We start from the raw sequence: 19,314 nt of genomic DNA on the forward strand, positions 1-19,314 counted from the left end.
CCTGTTTATATGTGTGACGAGTCAGCCTGGATAAACCGGCTATACTTGGCATCCAGACTGTGCTTAAGCTCAGAGTGCAAAGGTTTGATGGCAGATACGCTCTCCAAATTGTGCATCATGCCGAGAATGATGGCACGCCGAGGCGTGAATTCCATCATCTCCTGTCTGAGAATGGCGATAGTTTCGAGCACATCATTCTTTGTTTGCCCTGCGGGCAGTTCGGAACCAGCGATATCCTGCATTTGCTTGATGATGTGAATGGGATGACGCATCACAGTGGAGTCTGTGTTTGGATCACTATTCCATGCGGGCCAGTCTTCCAACAAAATCAAAGGCGCAGGGCGCTGATCGAGCAATCCGTAAGCTGCATAATCAATCATTTGCAGCATATTGGTTGCCATTTTGGAGACGGTAAGGGAAGGCATTTCGGTAAACCAGATCTTAACGTAGGAGAGGAACATACCCTGTATGAGCAAAATAAGATCTATCGTATAGGGTTCAATCTCCGGTCCGTACATATCTTCCAGTTTGTCCTTGAAACCGTGTAGGGTAAGGATCTCCAAATCTTTATGCTGCGGGCTGCATTTTTCCTTGCGATGTGGCTCATCATTCATCATCATGCTTTGCATCTGTACACGCAAAAATTCCTTTAGCTCGGACACATGGCCCAGCAGTGTCTCAATCTGTTTGTGTGAACGTTCTCTCGGAGTAAGGTCAGCTTCATGTTCGATCTGGGATAGTTCGTCTATGAGCGTAAATAAGCAGTACTCCATCGTGCTGTCTTCCAATTCCTCTTTGGATTTGAATATAAGGTAGAGGCTTCCCTTAGACATCCCGCATATCTCTGCAATCTCCTGCATGGAGGTTGCGGCACTGCCTTTTTCCGAGAATAGCTTGAGTGCTGTAGTAATGATGAGTTTTTTCTTCTCATTCATCTCATGTATAGGGTTCATTAACGATACTTTCACCTCATCAGGGAACTTATGAGTTCTTGAATTGACTCTAGGGTCAAACTTAGTATAAACGATCTGGTTGAAGGAATTCAAATGGGAGTAAATTGGAAAATTAGAGCGGAGAAAAGAGGTTGATCAAATGAAAGTAGAGACGGCAAGTAACAAGGTGTAGCTTGTATGTACGTTATGGATAAGGTATTAAGAATGGATAAGTTAGTTTACTCCGGCAAAGGCGTACAAGGCGAGTATAATAATGGCGACAAAAGCGATGAGATAGAAGAGGGCTATGCCGATTAGAAGGGTATACCCTGTATAAGAACCTATCCGTGCCAATAATTTTTTCATGATTACGACATCCTTTCTTACGTAGCAGATTGTAGAGAGGTTCCCTATTTATATCATATCCCAAAAAAGACGACTTCCTGATCGAAGTCGTCTTTTTATATTACAGAATTTAATAGATATCATAATGGAGGCTAAGAATTACACGATAACGTAGATTGCAGAACCAACTTGAAGAAACGAAGTGTTCGCCTTTATCACCAGATTTATCCCTCTTTAAAGGGAATCAAAGAAATCTGGGGATAACAGCGATCGGAAAGTGGTACTGCAATCGGAGATATAAAGTGTAATTCAGTTGTTCCGTTATGTGATCAGTTTCAGACCAACGGCTGCCACCAAAATCATCGCGATAAACAGGATACGCTTCGCTTCTTTCCGTTCACCGAACAGGAACATGCCTGTTAACGTACTGCCGACCGTCCCGATCCCCGTCCACACGGCATACGCTGTGCCCATGGGAATGGACGTCATGGCGTAGGACAACAGCGAGAAGCTGAACACAAACGACACCAGCATAAGTACGATGTATGGCCATCCTTTCTTGGTGGAAGCACCATTAATACCGATTACGCCGAAAATTTCACATATCCCTGCACCTACAATTGCCATCCAAGCCATTACGCTGCACCTCCTTGGGCTTCTTGCTGATCCGTAACCAGCTTCAGTCCGATTACGCCGCAGAGCAGCAGCCCGATGAGCAATACTTTGGCCAAGCGGAACGGTTCACCGAACAGTACCATTTCCGTAAGGACGGTACCCGCCGTACCAATTCCCGTAAAGACGGCATACACCGTACCCACAGGCAGTCTTTTGGAAGCGGCAATGATCAGTCCAAAGCTGATCACGATGGCAATCCCCGTTAAAGTCCACTCCCAGGCATTCGAGGCATGTTTCAGCCCGCTTACCCAGACAATCTCAATAATTCCACCGATAAATACATATAACCAGTTGCGGTTCATGTTGTTAAATCTCCTTTCGGCACAACGCTTTGTGCCTCTTCGTTCAAATGATGAATGCCATGCCAAAAGACAGGCCAGGATGCTTCCAACCGTCTCTTGTACCGACGTGAGCTTCCATAGATAATTTCCACGGTAATGCCGTCGAGGAACGTCATAAATGCAATGGCGGCTTGTTCCGCGGGAAGGGGCGGTATATCTCCATTACGCATTGCCCGTTGCAGCAGACGATTCAGTGCACGTTCCATGCCATCGATAAACGGATACACCTGATCCATCACTTCGCCATACAGAGAAAGGGGTGGATAAAAACAATTACGCAACATCAATCGAGCCGAAGCATGGGCATTGTATTCTTGTTCGAACCAGATCAACAAGCCTTTCAGCCTCTGCTCCAATGGCATATCCGCATGATCGCGGAAATATTCCAGTGTGTGCCGTTTTACCTCGTGAAAAGCAAAGGCCAGAGTGTGCAAAAACAAGTCATCCTTGCAGCTAAAATGTGCATATATGGACGGTTTTTTAATCCCGACTTCATCAGCAATAGCTCTCAGAGAAGCTCCCTCATAGCCATCTCTCGCAAAATGGAACAGGGCAGCATCCCGAATGGATTGTGCAGTCATTCAATCACCTTCCTAACGGTCGTTAGGTAATTATATTTTCACACTTCACATCGCCTGTCAAGATGAAAATATCCGCCTGCACAGTAGAGTACAGGCGGATATAACAGGTATGAATGTGGTTTTTGATCAAAAGGTCGTAAGACCCAGAATCAGCTGCAGCTTATATAGGATACCTTTCAAAAACGTAGTCTTCTCCTGAAACTCATCCAGGTTTAGCGTAAACTCCGCATCATCATTATTCCAAATACGCTCGAAATAATTCGCGATATCAAGCGTGAACTTATTGTCTGGAGGAGCAGCAATCCATAAGTCATTCTCCAAATTGTAGTCATTCATGTTTCGGGGTGTGAAATTAGTTGAACCTCCCAGGACAATATGATCACCGGTTGCTTTGGCAAGATAGATCATCTTGGTATGGTATTGCTCCTTGGTGGTGTTATACCAGCGGATCTGAATTTTACCGTCGGATTTATCATGCAATTCAGCAGCGACAGGACGGTTCGGAATGCCGATCTTTTCCTGACCAAAGGCATTTTCATTTGGATCAAGTACAAGCCGGATCTCGGTTCCTCGTTTTGCGGCTTCCAGCAGGGCTTCCAATACTTTTGGAGAGGCCACATAGAACATGCCCATCCATAAGGTGTCACCTTTGCCAGCCTGATTGATCTCATGGAGTACAGCGTCATTCACTTTGCCTTCCGTTAAATAGCGTATTCGTATATCTCCCGTGTTTGTATTCGTGGAAGGGGCTGTGTATGCAGGAACCTGACCTCCGCCTGAGATGTCGAGAACCGCTTGCTCTGACTGAAGAATATCGCCAATGATTGGACCTGTTACTTCAAATGCAATGTTCGAGTGGTAGGCACTCGCATCATGAATATTGCCAGAAGAGACAATGGCCTTCTTCTCACTAACAACAACTTTGCGATGATTGGCCTTCACATTGAGCAGCTTGAGATAGGAACGTACAGTTACATCTGGACCATCGGTGGCCATCAGGTTTTTGATCCAGCCATCTCCAGATTGGCCAAACCATTGGAAGAAGGTCCGCCAGACCGCAGAGTATACTGGAGTTGAATCACGCAAAGGGTCCACATCCGTGATGACCACATGAATGCCTGCCTGTTTCATTTGTTCCAGCAACGGATTGGGTGCTGAGTTATAGTTGGTATTTACTTCATCTGTAATAAACCAGATGTCCATATCAGGATGTTGATTTTTTTTGGCGACCAGCGCTTCGGTGAATTCAGTACTCACGGGAGGAAAGTTCTGTCCCTTGTGCTGATAATTATTGAACAGGAACATATCCACCAGGATAAACTGCTCTGCTTCCTCCACAATTTGCATCATGCGCTGGAAAATCTGCTGTTCGTGCTCCATCTGTCCGTCGGAGGAAGGATAAGTGAGGTCATGCAGGAACTCGACTTGATCTACACGATACTCCGGACTTTCGTAGGAAATGCCCGTTGGTAATGGTTTGTAGGTCTGATAGAGCATGACGGCGATGAGCCATAGGACCAATAGGACGATTCCTGTGCGTATGTATGGAAATTTGCCGCGTGAAGACTTGCGGTCTGATGTATGGCGGCGTAATGAGGCCAACGGTGGACTCCCCCTTCTGTACTTGCTGACTTCTATTACCACACGGACGATAACGTTGACGCAGGAGAACCCACCAGCATAAGGAATGTAGCGGTAAAATGCATATGGCAAAATTGGCAGTATGCAATCGACAGGTGTCTGAGCGTTGTGTATAATGAGTGTATTATTTTTGTAGAATGTTAGGGTTTTTATATGCCTGACAAGGACGGGGAACCAATGATATAACCTTTGAAATCTGGACATTTAGGAAAGAAAGTGGGTAATAAGGTGTATTCCATCAAACAAGTCGCTGCCATGCTCGGTATCCCGACGGTGACGCTCCGGGCTTGGGAGAATCGGTATAGTGCGGTCACCCCTGAGCGGACGGAATCGGGTTATCGAATGTATACCGAAGAGAATGTTGCGGATCTGCGCTGGTTGAAAGAACAGGTTGAGCTACATCAGACCAATATTTCGGAAGCGGTACGGATGTTGAAAGTAAACAAATTAAATCCGCCCGAGGCTGTACCCACGCCGATCATGGCTCCGGTGCCTACGATGGAAGAAGCCTACGCACGCATGGCAGATCAGATCTATGACTCGCTCTACAACTTTCAGGGTGAACGTGCCAATGGTTTGATTGATTTTGGGTTCACCATGTATGGGTATGACTCGATGTTCTATCATGTGTTGGTGCCCATTCTGGTTCGGGTTGGAGATGCATGGGAGCAAGGCAGGGCTTCGGTGGCTCAGGAACACTTCATGACACAGTTGATTTCACAGCGGTTTTATCAGTTTTTCCATCTGTTCCCGATCTATCCGCATCTGCCCAAAGTTCTGGCGTTGTGTCCGGAAGGGGAGCACCATCAGGTTGGATTGCTGCTGTTCTCTCTCTTTATGCGTAAAAATGGAGCGGAAGTACTGTATCTCGGTGCGAACACGCCAGAAGAAGGCCTCTTCCCGATTATTCGGGAGCAAAAGATCAAGTTGGTCTGCCTTTCAATCACAAGCCCAGGGCTTCTTGAACGGTGTGATCAGCTTATAGAGCGAATTAAAAACGAGTTTCCACATATTCGCTTCGTACTTGGTGGAAAGGGCTATGAGCGTGCAGAGCATGCTCGTTACCCGCAATGGATTATGCCAGAGGATTCAGCGGATTGGCAGTCATGGATAGAACGTGAGTATCTCGCAAATCGACCAACTGGTGCGAGGTTTGGACAGGCAAATAACTAAACATAATCTCAAATGATATGAATAGGTTAGTGAATACAGGACATCCTTTGACGAAAGTGATCAAGGGATGTTTTTTGTGTTTATAAAAGGAGTATTCTCGTATTTTGACCAGCGGGTCATTTTTTGGTTTACAAGGTCGTATAATATTTGTATTATATTTGTATAATGTTTTTGCTAGTTACCGCTTAAAGTGTTCTTGGGCGGTTTAATAATAGGTTAGGGGCTAGAGAACTATAGGAATTCCCTACATAGAAAGGTGAGTGGCATGATACCGAATCAACAACGCAAACGTGCAGCTGTCATTGGCGCAGGTCCGGGTGGACTTGCAGCAGCGATGTTATTGTCCGGTCAGGGGTACGAGGTAGATGTGTATGAGAAACAGCCAGTCATCGGGGGGCGTTCTGCCAGATTGGAACTGGGTGAGTATCGATTCGACCGGGGTGCTACATTTTTGATGATGCCCCAGCTGATTGAAGAGATGTTCGACGTGGTGGGACGTAAGTTATCCGATTATGTGCATATGAAAGAGTTAACCCCACTGTACGCACTGAACTTTGGTGATAAGGTGTTCATGCCTTCTCGTAATCGGGAAGATACAGCTGCACAGATTAAGAAATTGTTCCCGGGCAATGAAGACAATTACCTTCGGTTCATGCAAGAAGAGGAAGTGAAGTTTGGCAAAGTCATGCCTTTGCTCCGTCGTCCTTTTGGCAAGCTGACTGACTATTTGCGCAAAGATGCGGTAACAGCTCTACCCAAGCTTGATGTCCACAATACAGTCTATGGAATCTTGTCTCGCTATTTTACAGATGAGCGTCTACGCTGGGCATTTACATTCCAATCCAAATACCTTGGCATGTCTGCTTGGGATTGTCCGGGCACCTTTACCATACTATCGTTTATTGAGCATCACTACGGATTGTTCCACCCCATTGGCGGCGTGAATCGGATCTTTCAGGCCATGGCTGATGTCGTGGAAGAATACGGAGGACGAATACATACTTCCACCCCGGTGAAACAGGTCATCGTTCGCAATGGTCGTGCAGAAGGTGTGTTGCTTGAGAATGGTGAACGCATCGAAGCAGACCATGTGGTGGTGAACGCCGACTTCGCACATGCGGTGAATCATCTGTTCGAACCGGGCGTACTTAAGAAATATACCCCTGAGAAAATGAAACGCAAAAAGTATTCCTGCTCTACAGCAATGCTGTATCTGGGTGTGGATGGTGAGGTGGACCTGCCGCATCACTCGATCTATTTTCCCGAGGACTACCGGTTGAACGTTGATGAGATTACGAAGCATAAAATGTTATCAGCCGATCCATCTCTATATATTCATAACCCTTCCAGACTTGATTCGACGCTGGCACCGGAAGGGAAATCTGCTTTATATGTTCTCATGCCTACGCCTAACCTTACCGCAGACATTGATTGGGAGGCAGAACGGGAGAATGTGCAAGAGGCCATGATGAAACGTATGGAAGGCATTCCTGAGCTGGCAGACATACGCAGTCGCATTGAAGAATGTATGCTGTTCACTCCACTTGATTGGGAGACTGAACTGGATGTGTATCGCGGAGCAACGTTTAATATGGCACATAATCTGGGTCAGATGATGTACCTGCGTCCCCATAACGAGTTTGAAGAGTTGAAAAGTGTATGGCTGGTAGGCGGCGGAACACATCCGGGCAGCGGGTTGCCCACGATCTTCGAATCGGCACGGATCAGTGTGAGACTGATTCAGGAAGAGGACGCGCGCACACGCTCCAAACCTTCCTCGTATGTGAAGACGGCAGAAGCTGGAGGACATTCATGAAGCGGGCCGCTATCGTAGGCGCAGGGATTGGCGGACTTACTTCTGCACTGTTATTGAACCGTCAGGGATGGGATGTCACCGTGTATGAACGGGGTTCCCGCGTTGGCGGACGAATTGGGTATGAGCAGGAAGGGGAGTACCGGATCGATCAGGGGCCAACCATTGTGCTTCTGCCTGAGATGTTACTTGGTATATTGGAGGAAGCAGGCGTAGATCGTTCGAAGATTGAGTTGCTTCGCTGTGATCCGCTATACAGAGTGCATTACCACAGTGGTCGGGTCATGACCAAGATGACGTCACGTGAAGAGCAGACGGCGGAGATTGAACGTTTGTTCCCGGGAGAAAGCCGGGGATTCACACGATTCATGAAAGATATGGACACGTTGTTTCCGGCAGGCCGGGCAGCGTTCCTGGAAAGGGCTTTTCCGCGCAAAAGGGATTTCTTCACACCATCTCTCATGTCACTCATGGGCAGATTGCGCGCACACAAAAGTGTCCGGAAAGCGGTAGGTGATTATTTTCAGCACGAGGAATTGCTCGACGCTTATTCTCTGCAAAGTCTGTATATCGGTGGATCACCGTTCGGGACCCCTGGCATCTATTCCCTTTTGCCTTATGCAGAGCATGAATATGGAATCTGGATGGTCAAAGGCGGATATGCAGCATTACCGGCCATTCTGGAACAGGAGCTGACATCGCGTGGTGGGCGTGTTGTGCTGAATTCGGAAGTTACCGGGCTCACGATTAAGAATGGTGTATGTGAAAGTATAGAAACGGCAGCAGGCGCAGAAAATGTGGATGCAGTTATCTACAATGGTGATTTCCCCCATCTATCAGGTTTGCTTGGACAGTCACCAGAGGTAGCGCGCAAAAGAAAGCCGTATCGTCCCTCCTCCGGATGTGTACTGCTCTATGTGGGCGTAGATAGAACCTGGGAAGATGCAACGACACACCAGTTCTTCCTGCCACCGAGTCTTGAAGGTAGTTTGCAGGAAGTCTTCAATCAGCGACGCATTCCGGCAAAGCCCTCATTTTACGTATTTAATCCGGTCGCATTGGATGAAACTGCAGCGCCTCAAGGACAGAGTGTTTTGTATTTCCTCATTCCCGTACCAGATGCCGCAGGTGTCGACTGGGATCAGGAGAGCGAAGCATTGGCAGAACGGGTACTGGTAGAAGCGGAGCAACGAGGATTCCCGGGACTTCGTGCAGCGATCAAGTGGAAAAAGGTACGTACACCCGCTGACGCAGAGCGAGACGGTCTCTATGGGGGCGGAAGCTTCGGTATAGCACCTGTATTGTTCCAGTCCGGTGTATACCGACCACAACCCAAACCATTCCCTAATATAAAGGGATTATATGCCGCAGGAGCATCTGTACATCCAGGTGGCGGAGTGCCGATTGTGATGCAGAGTGCACGTATGGCCGTCAATCAACTCATGAAGGAGATGGGAACATGAATGAAGCGATTTTGAGCAGGTGTGAAGAGTTGATGCAAAAGGGTTCTTCCTCCTTTTATCAGGCCTTTAGAGGGCTGCCTAGTCCACGTCGGGAAGCGGTATATGTCATTTATGCCTTCTGCCGCATGATTGATGACAGTGTAGACGAGCCGGAACATTCGCCCTATACGATTCACGAGATCCATGACTTGTTTGATCGGCTAGAGGAAGCGGAAGGACACTTTATCTGGCCAGCACTGAGATGGTTGTTCAGCAGTTTTCCTCATCTGGATAAGGGGCCATTTTTCCGTCAGATGGAAGGGCAACTCACAGATCTTAAAGTAACGCATTATGCAACGATGCAGGAACTGGAGCATTATTGTTATCTGGTAGCCGGAACCGTAGGCGAGATGTTGTTGCCTGTATTGCGGGATGATAACGGCGCGGAAGTAGCCATGAACGGGATCGCTTTGGGTAAAGGGATGCAGATCGTTAATATTATTCGGGATGTTGGTGAAGATCGGGCCAGAGTGCGCCGGTATGTTCCGCTGGAGATCATGGAGAAGCATGGTTACACCGAGCAGGACTTTGAAGACGGGGTCGTGGACGAACGCTTTATTGCCATTGTTCATGAATTAAAAGCTGCAGCATTGAACTGGTTCCGTATTGGCATGGATCGTCTGGATACGTACCCAACGGAAAGTGCGTTTTCCATCGAGCTGGCAGCAGCCTTTTACTCCACCATTCTACACGCGGTTGAACGCAACGACTATGACGTATATACCAAACGGGCATATGTTAGCGATGAATTGAAACTGGAGATGCTGGGTGCGATTGTGAAACGTTACCCGATGCTGGCCTATCAAGCCTCCCGAACGGCGGTATCCTGATGATCCAGTGGCTTTACTGGGCGTGGTATGTCATTGGAGCAACCTTAATGCTAACGATCGGTGTGCCTGACGTATTGTCTTTTTCAAATGGTTTATTTCTAATCTTTTACGCATTGTATGTGCTGGATCTAATCTATCAAGGGCGTAATCGGACAGACCTGTCCGACCAGTCAGTCATCTGGCTGAAACCCGGACTTTGGATATCCTCTGTGATCATCTGGCTTGGAGGAATGGGCGTAGAGTGGGTAGGAGTGCATACGCATTGGCCCTTTGGTGAATATGCTTACTCAGACTTCTTCGGGATTCATCTGTTCAGTGTGCCGGTTACGCTGGGTTTCGCCTGGATCGCAGTGGTTGGTAACTCGGCGCTGTTAAGTGGTGGCGGTTCAACCTGGACTGGCAAATTGCTTCGAGCAGTGAAGACCGGGTTCTGGGCGATTGTTCTCGATCTGGTACTCGACCCTGTTGCGCATGCGAGAGGATTCTGGGAATGGCAAGCTCCAGGCGGTTTCTACGGTGTTCCGTGGACCAATTACATAAGCTGGTTTATCATGGGTGCATTCCTGTCCCTCTTCCTTCCGGCCATGCCTGGTGACCGTAGCTCATTGCTGCGTGCAAAATGGCTGTATCAGCTGTTTATTCTTTTGTTCGGCCTGCTTGCCCTAAAGGAAGGGATTACAGGAAGCTTTATCATCGCCATTGCTGGGGTGCTTCTTGCCGAAGGGAGCTGGCTCTATGATTCGCGCCGTAAAATCAAAACCGTTTAATCATATTTTTGCCTTATACAATCATTATTATCTGCTGCGTCGGCGCTTCCGCTCTTTCACGCTCACAGGGTCACTGGACCCGCAGTTGGATATCAGGGACAACTCCCCGATTGATCCGGCTCGTCCGGTGATCTATTTCATGAATCACAGTTCCTGGTGGGATGGTCTGCTGCTCTATCATGCGGCTAGGCAGACATCGCGGGGTGATCATTATGTGATGATGGAGGAGCAACAGCTTCAGCAATATGCTTTTTTTCGTAAATTGGGTGCGTATTCGATCAATAAGGAGAGTGCGTCCGGTATTCGGACCTCTCTACAGTACACCAGTGAATTATTGGATTCGGGTAAAAGGGTCTGGATTTTTCCGCAAGGAGAAATATTGCATCAGGAGGCCAGACCTATTCAGTTCCGTCCAGGCATCGGATTGTTGCTTCGTCGTTCTCCGAATGCCATCGCCGTACCGGTAACCTTGTGTCATGGGATGGTCCAGCATGACCTACCGGAAATATCGATGCAGGCGGGCCCGGCTGTGATGGAAGACTGGAAGGCATGGAAGAGTGAAGAGATTGCCTCCAGACTTGGCCTTTTGTTGGAAAAGCAGTTAGACGATCACAGATCAGCGCTTGTACGGATGGGCCAGGGAAGTTTGCCAGATGCGCTTCCGCTGATTCGTCATGTACGTTCGACAAGTGAAAAATACGATGCGGCACGAAAGCGGGTGAACCGTTAGCATGAATGCATCTGAAATCTTCTGGACTGTGCTTACAAGCATATTGGGTATCCAGTTGCTGTTCGCTCTATGGAATGTCTCCTGTCTGCCCAAAGTACGTTCATTCCGAGCAGACCGAATACAACCACCAGACCTGCTGGTTTCGGTGCTGATTCCAGCCAGAAATGAAAGACTACATATTGAAGGATGTCTGGAAAGTGTACTCGCGAGCGAGACGTCGGGATTCCGGATGGAAGTGCTGGTGCTGGATGATCGCTCCGAAGATGAGACAGCGGCCATGGTACAAGCGATTGCGGATCGCGATGCACGTGTGCGTCTGCTGCATGGCGTCGATCTTCCCGAGGGCTGGATGGGGAAATCCCATGCGTGTCACAGATTGGTTCAGGAAGCCAAGGGAGAATGGTTTATGTTTGTAGATGCGGATGTGCGTCTCGAGCCAAGTGCCATTCGGCAGACGCTTGCGGCAGGATGTGAGCAGAGCGGTGGTCTGGTAACGGGTTTTCCTTATCAGGTAACAAAGACATGGATGGAAAAGCTTGTTGTGCCCATGATGGTCTTCACCATCATCAGTCATCTGCCCATTTTCATGATACGCAGATCATCCAGTCCGATGTTTGTGGCCGCTACGGGGGCTTTTTTGCTGATTCATCACTCCAGTTACGAGGCTTCCGGTGGTCATGCTGCCATTCAGGCGCATCTGGTGGATGACATGAGTCTTGCCAAAGCGGTCAAGCGTGCAGGTCATCCGGTGATGCTGACCGATGTGCATGACGTAACAAATACCCGCATGTATCAGAACGGGGCAGAAGTATGGAACGGATATAAGAAAAATATGTACGAAGGTATGGGACGTAAAGACGTACTGCTGCTTGGCACGATGTTCATGTATACACTGATGTATATTGTGCCCCCGCTAGGCTTGATTATTGGAATTATGATGGGTAGTTCGGTGTCCATTCTGTATGGATTGATAGGAACATTACTTGGTATGGCTGTGAAAAGAGTAGCGGATCATGCTGGCGGACAACCCTGGTGGCTTGCCTTTCTGCAACCGGTCAGCATGGCCTGTGTCATTGCCATCGGACTCGCTTCCTGGCAGGCAGGCCGCTCCGGCAAGGGGTATGTATGGAAAGGTAGGCGGTACAGTTGAGAGGTAACGTCATTATAATCGGTGCAGGATTTGGAGGTCTGTCGTGTGCGATACGACTGGCTTCTCAAGGTGTGCAGGTAACCATTCTGGAACGGCAGCAACACGTAGGTGGCAAGCTGCAGCAGATTGAGCGGGACGGGTATCATTTTGACCGGGGACCGAGCACAATCACGATGCCATCCACCTTTCGTTCAGTCTTCGACCATGCGGGAGTAGCAATGGAAGATTACGTACAGTTATATGAGTTAGAGCCCCGCACGCGTAATATATTCGCAGATGGCACAGTGGTAGATTTGTCAGGCAATCGCGGGTGGATGAAAGAGCAGATCGCGACGTACAGTCCGGAGGATGCGGCTCGTTATGATGCATTTATGGATGAATCTGCTGCACTGTATGCGGAAGCTAATCGTCATTTTCTCGGTAAGTTGCTGCTGTCTCCTTCTGACAAATACAATCTCCAGATGCTGCGCAGCCTGCTCCGCGTGCGGCCAACGGTGAAGCTGGATAAGTTACTGCGTTCGTATTTCCAGCATCCACATACGCTGGCTATGTTCGGACGGTACGCGACCTATGTGGGATCATCGCCGTATCAATCGCCCTCCATCTTTGCAATGATGGGTCATGTGGAAGCAGAAGTGGGCATCTACGGAGTCAAAGGAGGAACCTATCAACTGATCGAAGGAATGACTCGTCTGGCACAGGAAAAAGGCGTACAAATTATTACCGGCATAGAAGTCCGGCAGATTGCTGTTCGGAATGGCAAAGTAGCTGGCGTGGATACGGATCAAGGCTTCCGGGAAGCCGATCAGGTGGTTGCCAATGGAGATGTGCTTAGCGTGAATCGACTGCTGCTTGCACCGGAACATCGGAAAGAGATGAGCGATGCCCGCATACGGAAGTATGAGCCCTCCATTTCGGGATTTGTGACGCTGGCGGGTGTGCGAAGACAATATGATGCACTGTTACATCATACGGTTTTCTTCCCGGAACGGTATGAACCGGAGTTTGACCATATTTTCCGTGAACGCAAAATGCCCGAAGATCCCACGATCTACATCTGTTATTCCGGTTATTCGGAAGCAGGTATGGCCCCGGAGGGAGCCAGTAACCTATTCATTCTAGTCAATGCCCCCTACTTGTCGGATTCGTGGAATTGGGAGCAGCAGACGGAACGTTACGGTGCGTTTGTACTGGAACGATTGGAGGCGCGAGGAATTACCGGGTTGAACCAATCTGATGTGCTGATCCGATACACGCCGCGAGATATCGAACGGGATACCTTGGCGCATCAAGGTTCAATCTACGGTATCTCGTCCAACTCCGTGAAGCAGACCTTTATGCGTCCGGGCAACCGAAGCAAAGATGTACAAGGACTCTGGTACGTCGGCGGAACCACGCATCCAGGCGGCGGAACCCCGATTGTGACGTTGTCCGGACAGCTTGTTGGTGAGCAATTGGCATCGGAAATCTTGAGATAAGTTTGTTGTGTGGGATGATGGAGTGGAAGTGCATTCTGTTGATCCACACCTATGTGTGTCGTCTGTGCTAATTAACTTTGAAGATGCCACGGATGATCCGTGCTTTTGCGTAGGTATAAAATAGTGGTGCTCCGAGATTTAAGTGAGACATTTGGTGTCGGGGCATCCTTTCAATAGATGATTTGGAACGTTATACTGGATAGAGTTGAGCTGTAATGCTTATTTACTAAATGTTTTGTCTTTTTTAGAAAAGACTTATATACATAGAAGCTAGGAACAGGCAGGTTATCCTGTCGATCCGCACGATTCTCACATAGGAGGTCTCATCATGAATGAACAAGAGCGAGCCGGCGAACGGCTGCTTCCCGAAGTGGCTACGGGAGAACGGAAGCTGGAACACGTGCGCCTCTGTCTTGAGGAGAATGTGGCAGGAGAAGGGGTAACCAGCGGTATGGAGCGGTTTGCTTTTCGCCATCACCCACTGCCGGAACTGGATTTTGAAGAGGTGCATCTGGAGACTTCGTTTATTGGAAAAAAAGTACGCACACCCTTGCTCATCAGTTCGATGACGGGTGGAAGCAAAACAACAGGCGCCATCAATGAGCGCCTCGCCCGAGTAGCAAACGCCAGAGGCTGGGCGCTCGGCGTAGGTTCGATCCGGGCTGCCGTGGAACAGCCAGAACTGGCAAGTACCTTCGATGTGCGGCGCTGGGCACCGGACATCCCGGTCATTGCCAACCTGGGCGCGGTGCAGCTGAACTATGGTTTCACAACAGCTGACTTCCAACGTGCAGTAGATATTGCGGGGGCGGACATGCTTGTCCTTCATCTGAACACGTTGCAGGAAGTTTTCCAGCCGGAAGGCAACACCAACTTTAGCGGATTATTTCAGCGGATTGAGAACTTGTGTCGCGAGCTAGAAGTACCTGTTGGCGTGAAAGAAGTAGGTTTTGGCATCGATGGTGTGACGGCTCAACGCCTATATGAAGCGGGTGTCGCGTTTATCGATGTAGCCGGGGCAGGTGGTACAAGCTGGGTACAGGTGGAGAAGTACCGCAACAATAACCCGGTACGCCGGGCAGCTGCTGAAGCTTTTGCCGACTGGGGCATTCCCACAGCGGAGTGTATTCAGGAAGTGCGTGCGCTGAACCCAGCGGGTGCACTTATTGGTAGTGGTGGACTGTACACGGGCGTAGATGCGGCCAAAGCCCTCGCGCTGGGTGCGGATCTCGCAGGCTTCGGTCGATCTCTGCTCGAATCCGCAGTAGCGTCCGATGATGCGCTGAATGAGCGGTTAGAACAGGTCGAATTCGAGTTGCGTACCGTGATGTTTGGCATTGGGGCTGGGCGGATTGAAGATTTGAAGCAGACGTCACGTCTGGTGGAACGGCGTTAGATAAAACGAGAGATGACGTCTTTCTGAACAGCTTTGACTTGTGAGAGTATACGCTGGGTCTGATGGAGCAACTTCCGCTAACGAACCTGTAACACCTTATATGGCCATTTAGGCGTTAGTTGGGAATTTAACGAATCTCACACACGCTAATGAGATAGAAAACTGCGATTTGCAGCGGATGACGCCAAAGAAAGAGTAAATAACGAGTCTATAGTTCGTTAGATTTTCAAAACGCAGGAAAAATGCTGAATAGTGTCTCTTGGGTTCGTTAGACTGTGAGGAAAACGTGGAAATGTTCATTGAATGGACTTGGCACTTCAACTTTGGACTGCGACAAGTCAATTGATTAATATTGGTGTATTACTTTTAGCATGTCGATAATCAACGGCATGCTTTTTTGTAATGTATAACAAGATGAAGATTTAATTCAAAGTAAAATTTATTATTGTTTGTTAATACATTACACATTATGATTGATGAGTCTTAAGGAATGGTTTTTAATAATTTTATAGGCATGAAGACTCACTTACAATTAAGAAAGGATGGATTGACTCACGACTAGAAGTTAAAATTTTGAAATTATAAGTATATATTTAAGTTTTACATATCCAAAGTAATAAAGCAGGTTTGTTAAGATCATACATATGAGATATGAGGCATTAAACACAATTTCCTTAGAGGTGATACTTACATGAAGTTCAAGAACTTATTAATTTTCATGCTAGTTATTAATTTATTGTTGGTTAATATACTGATTTCAGGAGTAGGGACAGAAGTAGCTCATGCGAATGACGAGCCTCGTACAGATAAAATAACTACGGAGTCTTCCAAGTCGAATGATAACTCTGTCGACTTGTCTGAGAGAAACACTTCTATATTGTCTACATCGTCTGAAACGATAAGTGATACCAATACTAAGTCATATTTGCCGAAACCTAACGTAACGGTAACCACGACGGAAAACTCCATAACGTTGTCTTGGGATGAAGTTCCCGGAGCAACTAAATATGCTGTTACTGTCAATCGAGAAGTTGCTATGGATAAAAATATAAGAACGTACACAATAACAAGAGTTGCATCAGATGAAACATATAGGATCGGAGTTCTCGCTTATGACGGAGAAAAATACGGAGAACAAGAGTTACTCTTCGTTAGATTGAAGGGACCTGCGCCAATTTACGATGATGTGGGTAGAATTGATTTTACGGGGAAACTTTCAGGTGAGTTAGAAGATGTAAATGGCGCTTTCACTTATGTAAACTGGGGGCTTGTGAATGGCAATGCGATCAGTCTGTTTTACAAGCAAGATGCCAATGTACAGGCAGAGGTGTACGTCAATGACGTGAAAAATACTGATCTGAACAGCCAATCCAGCTCAAGTGCTCTCATTAATGGTTTGAAACAAGGTGAGAAAAATGTAATCAGGTTAGCTTGGACGAATCCTACAGACTCCACTCAACGTTCATTAGAATTTATAATCACGCCTCCTGCAAAGGATGCTTATACTTTAGGAGTTTCCAAGGCGGGGTTTGGATCAGTCGTTGATCTTAAGCAATACGGTAAATGGTACCTCGTGGATAATCAAACCTTAATCTCTCAGAATACCGTTTCTAAATATATTGATACACAAGGTGATAGTGCTAGATGGAGAGTAGACCTGTATTCCAAGTTCGCAGATAGTGTGGGCTATGAACTAAATAAAATTAAAGAAGACAAGCAGTCTCCTTTTAACACGCTATGGTGGAATGTCAATGCGTTTGATACAGGGGAGTACGTTAATGGCTATTCATCTCCTGTAGGGATCGTTACCAAGGAGGATTTAGAGAAATATACAGGGGTTGTTCTAAATGATCCTAATCGTCCGAATCAGATGATATCCAGCCTGGCTTTGGCTAATCCTAATACATATGAAAATGCAAAACATGGTAATAAGGGGCCTGTTTTTACGGAGATAGCCACTGGATCTGATGCATTCCCAAATAATCATATAAACTCTGTTGCAGCAGGCAGCGCGGTACAAAACTTCAAATATAAAGCCTTCTTAAAAAATAATGTGGAATTTAAAGGACAGGGGACTCCTGAAGATCCTTACGTTATTCCGACCCTAGCTGACGGGGAGCCGGTGATCACAAAACTCGACAAACCTAGATATTACTACTCGGGTCCTGGCGGTAACAATGGTATTCAGTTGAAGTGGTACGCTGTGGAAGGTGCTGAACAATATATACTCAAGCGTGGTTCCATAATCCTTTATGAGGGTCCGCTTGTAGAATATATAGACGAAGGTGTGAATTTTAATGCTGTCACTACGTATACATTAGTAGCTCGCAAAGGCGAAATTTACAGTGAGGAAACGAAGTACACCATCGGAAATGTACCTCATATTCCATATCCACCAGATTTCCGAGCAGAAGCACTGAATTCCACCAAAGTTAGACTTACGTGGAGCAAGGTAGACCATGCAGTAGAGTATGTGATCACCCGTAATGATCAGCCTTTGGCGGTAACCAAGTCAACTTTATACGAGGATGTAAATGTAACACCTGACACCACATACATCTATAAAGTGGTTGGCAGGGACGGAGACAACGAAGGTTCAGCTGCAGTTAAAAGTGTGAAAATTCCTAAAGTGACTGAGGACGAGGCACCGAAAGGCCAAATTAACATCAGAGTCAATCGAGTGTACGATAATAGAGTGGACCTACAATGGAATCTGGTGGAGGGCGCAACCCAGTATGAGATCTACCAGGATCAAGTGAGTAAAGTATGGTCAGGTCATTCAAATACGATGATCGCATACACGCTCCAACCAGGAAGAACATATACCTATCGGGTTGTAGCGAGTAACAAATACGGAAAGGTTGAATCTAGTACAATCGAAGTGCAGACGGCGGGCATACCTCAACCGATGAATGTGGCTCCAATGAATGCCTCAAACGCAACGATTGCCTTTGAATATCAACCTATTGAAGGAGCAGTTCATTACGTTGAACGTAATCCACAAACGAAGTACGAACCTCTAGGAAACGGTGTTTACCGTAAGACGTATTTGAATACTGCCACTGGAGAAACACGTGATGAGGGTATGGTGACTGCTGTGAACGGTAAGTTGCAGTTTAGTGAAGTGGGCGTCGAACGAAATAAATATTATGAGTATAATGTCATCGCTGTTCGTGTCAGACCTGATGGATCAGAAGAGGTCATTGGCAAACAGACGGTTGCTGTAACAACTCCAGCAGATGGAAGTGGTGCAACGGTATATGGATATAATTATCCTATTCCTCCTTACCATAATGTTAATAATACCCCTATCCCTAGTGTGGTTACGGGGGAAAACGACAGCATTACAATTGATACTCAAGTTGTGGGTTCGAATGGAGAAGTGAAAAATCCTGCAAGTGTTACTTTTAGAGATATAGAAAAGAGTTATGCGAAGGAAGCTATTATCTACTTGGCACAGAAGGGAATTGTCAAAGGCTATTCCGATGGTTCGTTTGGTGGACATCAAAAAGTGACGAGAGCCGAATTTGCAATCTTCTTACAACGAGCCCTTGGATATAATTCTGTGGTTCCTTATATTAATGAATTCAACGATGTTCAATCTAACTCTTGGTACTATTCGGAGATAACTCCTGCATTACAACAAGGTATACTTAAAGGATTCAATGATGGTTCGCTTAGACCGAATGTGGACGTTACGAGAGAAGAAGCATCAAGTATGATTGAGAACGTAATGAAAAAACAAGGTTATGTATTATCATCATTCACACTTTACGATGACAACCAAATGATTTCCAATTGGGCTAGAAATAGTATCAGTCTTGTAACTCAAGAATCTGTTATGAAAGGATACCCCGATCGGAAGTTTATGCCTAAAAAGCAGCTAACCCGACAGGAGGCTGCAATGATAATCTATAACCTATTGCATAGCAAGAAGTAAAAGGCCCGAAAAGTTCTTTT

At 47.1% G+C, this 19,314-nt stretch carries 16 protein-coding genes; 10 read left to right on the plus strand and 6 right to left on the minus strand.

The features are described 5' to 3' along the window. Positions 1–5 precede the first annotated feature (5 nt). The 6 genes from MHI14_RS02610 to MHI14_RS02635 all read right to left on the minus strand — a co-directional run bounded on the left by MHI14_RS02610 (position 6) and on the right by MHI14_RS02635 (position 4,476). Positions 6–953 carry a TetR/AcrR family transcriptional regulator gene (locus tag MHI14_RS02610; RefSeq protein ID WP_124116559.1) on the minus strand — a complete coding sequence of 316 codons (948 nt, stop codon included), beginning with the start codon at positions 951–953 and terminating at the stop codon, positions 6–8. Positions 954–1,166: 213 nt separating this feature from the next. Then, positions 1,167–1,298 (minus strand): hypothetical protein, encoded by a 132-nt coding sequence (locus MHI14_RS02615; protein ID WP_276324001.1) that lies wholly within the window; start codon positions 1,296–1,298, stop codon positions 1,167–1,169. Between the two features lie 300 nt (positions 1,299–1,598). Beyond that, positions 1,599–1,913 carry a DMT family transporter gene (locus MHI14_RS02620; protein WP_017691901.1) on the minus strand — a complete coding sequence of 105 codons (315 nt, stop codon included), beginning with the start codon at positions 1,911–1,913 and terminating at the stop codon, positions 1,599–1,601. Then, entirely contained in the window at positions 1,913–2,254 is a 342-nt protein-coding gene (locus tag MHI14_RS02625) for a DMT family transporter (RefSeq protein ID WP_091036235.1), read from the minus strand. The genes MHI14_RS02620 and MHI14_RS02625 overlap by 1 nt, the downstream gene beginning before the upstream one ends. Further along, positions 2,251–2,874: a TetR/AcrR family transcriptional regulator gene (locus tag MHI14_RS02630; protein WP_341129832.1), complete on the minus strand. Its 624-nt coding sequence runs from the start codon at positions 2,872–2,874 to the stop codon at positions 2,251–2,253. Before MHI14_RS02630 ends, MHI14_RS02625 begins: the two co-directional genes overlap by 4 nt. A 126-nt stretch (positions 2,875–3,000) precedes the next feature. Continuing rightward, entirely contained in the window at positions 3,001–4,476 is a 1,476-nt protein-coding gene (locus tag MHI14_RS02635) for a phospholipase D family protein (RefSeq protein ID WP_341129833.1), read from the minus strand. 267 nt (positions 4,477–4,743) lie between these two features. On the opposite strand from MHI14_RS02635, the gene MHI14_RS02640 reads away from it, so the two are divergent. The 10 genes from MHI14_RS02640 to MHI14_RS02685 all read left to right on the plus strand — a co-directional run bounded on the left by MHI14_RS02640 (position 4,744) and on the right by MHI14_RS02685 (position 19,294). Next, on the plus strand, positions 4,744–5,688 hold the full coding sequence (locus MHI14_RS02640) for a MerR family transcriptional regulator (RefSeq protein WP_133386113.1): 945 nt from the start codon (positions 4,744–4,746) through the stop codon (positions 5,686–5,688). A 265-nt stretch (positions 5,689–5,953) separates the two neighbouring features. Further along, entirely contained in the window at positions 5,954–7,504 is a 1,551-nt protein-coding gene (locus MHI14_RS02645) for a phytoene desaturase family protein (RefSeq protein WP_341129834.1), read from the plus strand. Next, positions 7,501–8,964 (plus strand): phytoene desaturase family protein, encoded by a 1,464-nt coding sequence (locus tag MHI14_RS02650; RefSeq protein WP_341129835.1) that lies wholly within the window; start codon positions 7,501–7,503, stop codon positions 8,962–8,964. Before MHI14_RS02645 ends, MHI14_RS02650 begins: the two co-directional genes overlap by 4 nt. Beyond that, complete coding sequence (locus MHI14_RS02655; protein ID WP_237177388.1) at positions 8,961–9,833, plus strand: phytoene/squalene synthase family protein; 873 nt, start codon at positions 8,961–8,963, stop codon at positions 9,831–9,833. Before MHI14_RS02650 ends, MHI14_RS02655 begins: the two co-directional genes overlap by 4 nt. Further along, the gene (locus MHI14_RS02660; RefSeq protein ID WP_341129836.1) at positions 9,833–10,600 is read left to right on the plus strand and encodes a carotenoid biosynthesis protein; all 768 of its coding nucleotides are present in this window, start codon (positions 9,833–9,835) and stop codon (positions 10,598–10,600) included. Before MHI14_RS02655 ends, MHI14_RS02660 begins: the two co-directional genes overlap by 1 nt. After that, the gene (locus tag MHI14_RS02665; RefSeq protein ID WP_341129837.1) at positions 10,569–11,330 is read left to right on the plus strand and encodes a lysophospholipid acyltransferase family protein; all 762 of its coding nucleotides are present in this window, start codon (positions 10,569–10,571) and stop codon (positions 11,328–11,330) included. The genes MHI14_RS02660 and MHI14_RS02665 overlap by 32 nt, the downstream gene beginning before the upstream one ends. A 1-nt stretch (position 11,331) precedes the next feature. Then, entirely contained in the window at positions 11,332–12,480 is a 1,149-nt protein-coding gene (locus tag MHI14_RS02670) for a glycosyltransferase (RefSeq protein WP_341129838.1), read from the plus strand. Beyond that, a complete protein-coding gene (locus MHI14_RS02675) occupies positions 12,477–13,958 on the plus strand; it encodes a phytoene desaturase family protein (protein ID WP_341129839.1) in 1,482 nt (493 codons plus the stop codon). The genes MHI14_RS02670 and MHI14_RS02675 overlap by 4 nt, the downstream gene beginning before the upstream one ends. A gap of 328 nt (positions 13,959–14,286) precedes the next feature. Continuing rightward, positions 14,287–15,354, plus strand: a complete 1,068-nt coding sequence (gene fni, locus MHI14_RS02680; RefSeq protein WP_341129840.1) for a type 2 isopentenyl-diphosphate Delta-isomerase — start codon at positions 14,287–14,289, stop codon at positions 15,352–15,354. A 691-nt stretch (positions 15,355–16,045) separates the two neighbouring features. Beyond that, entirely contained in the window at positions 16,046–19,294 is a 3,249-nt protein-coding gene (locus MHI14_RS02685; protein ID WP_341129841.1) for an S-layer homology domain-containing protein, read from the plus strand. Positions 19,295–19,314 lie beyond the last annotated feature (20 nt).

It is taken from the genome of Paenibacillus sp. FSL K6-2393 (assembly GCF_038002545.1).
Lineage (GTDB): Bacteria > Bacillota > Bacilli > Paenibacillales > Paenibacillaceae > Paenibacillus.

Excerpts from the sequence above, each read along its gene's own strand:
- MHI14_RS02670 (WP_341129838.1), top strand. The coding sequence starts at position 11,332 with ATGAATGCATCTGAAATCTTCTGGACTGTGCTTACAAGCATATTGGGT.
- MHI14_RS02650 (WP_341129835.1), top strand. The coding sequence starts at position 7,501 with ATGAAGCGGGCCGCTATCGTAGGCGCAGGGATTGGCGGACTTACTTCT.
- MHI14_RS02615 (WP_276324001.1), bottom strand. The coding sequence starts at position 1,298 with ATGAAAAAATTATTGGCACGGATAGGTTCTTATACAGGGTATACCCTT.
- MHI14_RS02630 (WP_341129832.1), bottom strand. The coding sequence starts at position 2,874 with ATGACTGCACAATCCATTCGGGATGCTGCCCTGTTCCATTTTGCGAGA.
- MHI14_RS02620 (WP_017691901.1), bottom strand. The coding sequence starts at position 1,913 with ATGGCTTGGATGGCAATTGTAGGTGCAGGGATATGTGAAATTTTCGGC.
- MHI14_RS02685 (WP_341129841.1), top strand. The coding sequence starts at position 16,046 with ATGAAGTTCAAGAACTTATTAATTTTCATGCTAGTTATTAATTTATTG.
- MHI14_RS02665 (WP_341129837.1), top strand. The coding sequence starts at position 10,569 with ATGATTCGCGCCGTAAAATCAAAACCGTTTAATCATATTTTTGCCTTA.
- MHI14_RS02610 (WP_124116559.1), bottom strand. The coding sequence starts at position 953 with ATGAACCCTATACATGAGATGAATGAGAAGAAAAAACTCATCATTACT.
- MHI14_RS02655 (WP_237177388.1), top strand. The coding sequence starts at position 8,961 with ATGAATGAAGCGATTTTGAGCAGGTGTGAAGAGTTGATGCAAAAGGGT.
- MHI14_RS02660 (WP_341129836.1), top strand. The coding sequence starts at position 9,833 with ATGATCCAGTGGCTTTACTGGGCGTGGTATGTCATTGGAGCAACCTTA.
- MHI14_RS02645 (WP_341129834.1), top strand. The coding sequence starts at position 5,954 with ATGATACCGAATCAACAACGCAAACGTGCAGCTGTCATTGGCGCAGGT.
- MHI14_RS02625 (WP_091036235.1), bottom strand. The coding sequence starts at position 2,254 with ATGAACCGCAACTGGTTATATGTATTTATCGGTGGAATTATTGAGATT.
- fni (WP_341129840.1), top strand. The coding sequence starts at position 14,287 with ATGAATGAACAAGAGCGAGCCGGCGAACGGCTGCTTCCCGAAGTGGCT.